The sequence below is a fragment of the Roseateles sp. P5_E11 genome, from assembly GCF_054049355.1.
In genome coordinates, this window is the sequence record NZ_JBFUMO010001140.1 from 1 (window position 1) to 761 (window position 761).

The following is a 761-nucleotide window of genomic DNA, read 5'->3' on the forward strand; positions in this document are numbered from 1 at the left end:
TCGAGGCCCAGGCCGACAACGTCGCCTTCCACAGCGCCGGCCGCGACCACCTGAAGGCCCAGCGCATCTCCGACCTGGAGGCCCAGCTCGACCCCAGCCGCTTCGTGCGCGTACACCGCTCCTTCATCATCAACCTCACGGCGCTGCAGGCTCTGGAGAAGACGGACAGCGACGCCCACGTCGCGCGCATGAGGAATGGCAAGCGCATTCCCGTCAGCCGCAGCGGCTACGACAGGCTGCGCGCGGTACTCTGACGCTCGGCGCGAAGGCTGCGGCGGGAAAACACGGAGCGTCATAGGCGGCATTGACATTAGGATAGCGCTATCCAAAGCCCTCAGATCCGCTCTCGCTCGCGCCCCATGACCCACCTTGCGCCCGAATCCCTCGTCTTCATGGGCGTCGCCGGCAGCGGTAAATCCGCGCTGGGCGCTGCCGTCGCTCATAGAGCCGGCCGTGTCTGGCTGGAGGGCGACGACTTCCACAGCGAGGCCAACCGCCGCAAGATGGCCCAGGGCCAGCCGCTGACCGACGATGACCGCGCCGGCTGGCTCGCCGCGCTGTGCGAGCAACTGCGTTGCCACCCGCTAGGCGCCATGGCCGCATGCTCAGCGCTCAAGCGCCGCTACCGTGACCAGCTCCGCCAAGCCTCACCGGGCTTGCGCTTCGCCTTCCTGGATGTCGACCGGGCCGAGGCCCGCCGTCGCATCGAGGCACGCGGCGGCCATTTCTTCTCCGTCAGCCTGGTCGACAGTCAGTTCGAG

The 761-nt window shown here is 68.2% G+C and carries 2 protein-coding genes; both read left to right on the forward strand.

What is annotated here, in order from left to right; all coding sequences use genetic code 11:
* The coding region (locus ACXJKR_RS33945) for a LytTR family DNA-binding domain-containing protein (RefSeq protein ID WP_457326606.1) at nucleotides 1-254 on the forward strand (254 nt) is incomplete at its 5' end.
* A 105-nt stretch (nucleotides 255-359) separates the two neighbouring features.
* Nucleotides 360-761 (forward strand): gluconokinase (locus tag ACXJKR_RS33950; RefSeq protein WP_457326607.1); only part of this gene is annotated, 402 nt, incomplete at its 3' end.